Annotated in this window: 3 protein-coding genes and 2 pseudogenes; 3 read left to right on the plus strand and 2 right to left on the minus strand. The window is 62.6% G+C overall.

Annotation, left to right across the window (positions count from 1 at the left end):
* The 3 genes and pseudogenes from QZY44_RS27400 to cas6 all read left to right on the plus strand — a co-directional run.
* A pseudogene (locus tag QZY44_RS27400) lies at positions 1 to 567 on the plus strand (hypothetical protein); the annotation flags it as partial.
* Positions 568 to 592: 25 nt separating this feature from the next.
* Positions 593 to 747 (plus strand): annotated as a pseudogene (locus QZY44_RS27405) (recombinase family protein); the annotation flags it as partial.
* Between the two features lie 548 nt (positions 748 to 1,295).
* Complete coding sequence (gene cas6, locus QZY44_RS27410; RefSeq protein WP_295455562.1) at positions 1,296 to 2,240, plus strand: CRISPR system precrRNA processing endoribonuclease RAMP protein Cas6; 945 nt, start codon at positions 1,296 to 1,298, stop codon at positions 2,238 to 2,240.
* 46 nt (positions 2,241 to 2,286) lie between these two features.
* Here the strand turns inward: cas6 and QZY44_RS27415 are convergent, their stop codons facing one another.
* A complete protein-coding gene (locus tag QZY44_RS27415; protein WP_295455564.1) occupies positions 2,287 to 2,607 on the minus strand; it encodes a DUF1874 domain-containing protein in 321 nt (106 codons plus the stop codon).
* Positions 2,608 to 2,623: 16 nt separating this feature from the next.
* Entirely contained in the window at positions 2,624 to 3,088 is a 465-nt protein-coding gene (locus tag QZY44_RS27420) for a hypothetical protein (RefSeq protein WP_295455567.1), read from the minus strand.
* Between the last annotated feature and the right edge of the window lie 143 nt (positions 3,089 to 3,231).

Consider the following 3,231-nt stretch of genomic DNA (forward strand, 5'->3'; position numbering starts at 1 on the left):
CTGACGTTACGACTGGCGGAGCATCGTCGACACATCGAATCCCTGGAGGACAAGCAACGGCACGAGCGCGACGCACAGGAGCACTACCGGCAGTCGGTCAAAGACCAGCGGGATCAGGACCAGCGACGCCACGAGACCCAGGTGCAGCAACTTCAGGCCGAACTGCGTCAGCTCGCGCAGACGCTGGTCACCAAACAGGAGGACGTGACCCGCAGCGGCCAGGATTGCGCCCGGCTCTCCGCCGAGTTGACCGATGCCCGCCGGGAGTTGCGTGAGTCCCAGCAGACGGTGCGCGAGGTCCAGCGTTCAAGGGATGCGCTCGTCACGGTCCAGGCGCGACTGGAGGCAGACAACGCGACGTTGACGGAGCAACTGACCGTCGTGGAGGCTGCGCGCCAGACGCTGGTCGCCGAGGAGCACGCGCTACGCCAAGCGTTGGCCGAACAGGACGGGCTTGTTCAGCGTCTGCAGGTGAGGCTCGACGTCCAGGCGTCGCTCTATGGTGACTTGCAGCGGCGCCTTGATGGGTTGGGCGTGCCGTCGGCGCCTGACCAAGAAGCGACGTAAAGGAAGATGCGTGACTGCCGGGGTCGCGGGGAAGCTTCGTCTCGCCATGGCGGCGATGGGGCGATCCGAGACCAAGGTGGGCGAACTGTGCCGCGAGTTGGGCGTGACCCGACAGCCACTTTACCGGTACGTCTCTCCCGCCCGGAGTTGCGGGCAGATGGTGTGAAGTTGCTTGCCAGGGGGTACAATTCGCAAACTCGTTCCCAAGAGTTGGGTCGTGCAGGCGACTTCTTTCGCCTCGCCATGGCGGCGATGGGGCGGTCCGAGACCAAGGTGCGAACTGTGCCGCGAGTTGGGCGTGACCCGACAGCCACTGTACCGGCACGTCTCTCCCGCCCGGAGTTGCGGGCAGATGGTGTGAAGTTGCTTGCCAGGGGGGTACAATTCGCAAACTTTTTCCCAAAAGTTGGGTCGTGCAGGCGACTTCTGAAAATGACAGGCGTAGATTGATGTCTGAGATGCCGTGTCCGGACCTCTCAGCTAGAGGAGAAATCAATCCTAACCTGACGCACTTTCGGCCGTGTGCGCTATGTTAAGCCGGGGTATACCTTAACCGGACGCCCCAGCTGGTCAGGCACCGTAGCGCATCGGCCAATCGAGATGACGGATTCCTTCGCGCACGATGTTTCCCTTTCGTTAGTGGACCCCATGGTGAGCGTACGCTTAACATTGCAAGTGCGCTATCCGGACGAATAGCATTCAGATCTCCAACCCCTGAATAACCGGCCATGGACAGCGAGCAACCCCAGCTTCCCCTTGCCCTCTACGTGTTTCGCTACATTGCGGATGCGGACTTCCGTCTCGCCGTGGACCCCCGCGGTCTCTGGCACGGTGTCTTCGGTCTGCACCTGCGCGAACAATGCTGTGTGGTCCGGGCAGCGGACTGCCAGGGCTGCCTGCTGCTGCACCAGTGTCAGTACAGCTACCTGTTCAGCGGTCCGCGTCCCCTTGAATCCGAACTCATGCGTCGTTATGACAGCATCCCGGTCCCCCACGTCTTTCGGGTGGACCGGGATTACCCGGAGCCCATCCTGGCGGGCGACGAAATCGCCGTCTCATTGGTCCTGGTGGGCGAGGCCAACGATCGGTTGCCCCTGATCATCCAGGCCATGGCCGCGGCCGGGCAGGGTGGGCTTGGGCCCCAACGCGGTCAGGTCTGGTTGCACGACGTCACGCAACACCTTCCGGGCGGCCGTCCCCCGCAGCTCGTTGCCAGCAAGGGCCGCATGCTTGATCTGCGGCCCCCGGAGCCGCCCGAGGCGCCGCCGATTCCGGCTGCGGTCCGCATCCGATTCTTGAGTCCTTATAAGGCCTCCGGTCAAGCCAACCGGTCCGGTGGGCTTGAGATGGGTCCCTTTCTCATGGCCCTAGTGCGCCGTGCCAGCCTGCTCCAATATTTCTACACGGGCCGCCAGCTCGAAGCACCATTCGGCATGCTCAAGGCAGCAAGCGTTCAGGTGCGCACCCTGGAGCGCGCCCTGCGACGCCAAGAGGCCTCACGCTATGCCGCTCGCCATGGGGAGCGCGTCCCCACCGGCGGACTCATCGGTCATATCGACCTAGATATGAGCGATATCGAGACACTCTGGCCTTATCTATATCTGGGGCAATGGCTTAATGTGGGCAAGAATGCGAGCATGGGTTACGGTTGCTACGAATTGCTGAGCCTATAGACCGCGGGACCCGCTCATAGTCGCGCAGCCGGACCGCACGGGAACCTCAGGCCGTTCGCATCAGCCAACCCAACTCGAACTCCACACCTTGCATCTCTTCGGCCGTCAGGGTCATACCCTCCGGTAGTCGTGTGGACAGCCGCAGGACTAGGGCCGTATCCCCCGGCTGCATCGCAATCGCGATGCGATTCGTCGGAACCTCAAGCCCTAGCAGGCGCGTGAGAAACTGCGCCGCGCCGCCGTGACCAACGGCCGAAACGAAGCCATGGCTCAACTGTTCTGCGGCCTGTGCGGGTGCCAGTGGACCGCTGAAGTGGAAGTCGCCATACGCCGTCAGCACTGGGGTATTCAAGACATAGCAGGTCATAGCCAGAACCTCGGTTTCAGGCGCGCGTTTCGCGTACGGGTTCAGTGTCGAAAGGTGGCCGCCAGACCAGCACCTCATCGAGCGCCAGGTCATTGATGGCCGCGGGCAGTTTGCGCAGGCGCAATGCGACCGTGAAATGCCGATAGATGCTGCCGTCGCTCTCGGCTTCGATGTCGCCACCGGAATATTCGACACTGGGCGCACAAAAATCGAGTGTCCGCTCCCCGACCATCTGTGCCCCGATCTGTTGCCCGAGTGCCCGCATTTCGCCCTCGCCAGATAGCCCCGCCCGCTCGCAACGCATGACCTCACGGGCGTCAACACCATCGCCATTTCGAAAGACTACAGTCAAGCGGCAGGGCAATGAGGCATACCAATCCTGCCGAATCTCGCCGAACCACAGGGCCATGGCGACGATCAGCACTGCCATCCCTACAAACGGATCCACGTGATCGGTCCAGAACTTGCCGGCGGTCGACATTTGTGTCCCTCCGGCAAGGCTGCATGAAATCGCGTCCCTGGCCCGGTAGCGTAGGAGCCCCGTTTTTGGTGATCCGGAGGCTCTACGATGTCACTGTCACTCCCCGCCGCGGCCGATCTAGCGCAGACGGCCGCGGCCTTTGC

It is taken from the genome of uncultured Thiodictyon sp., assembly GCA_903837595.1.
In the GTDB taxonomy this organism is placed as follows: domain Bacteria; phylum Pseudomonadota; class Gammaproteobacteria; order Chromatiales; family Chromatiaceae; genus Thiodictyon.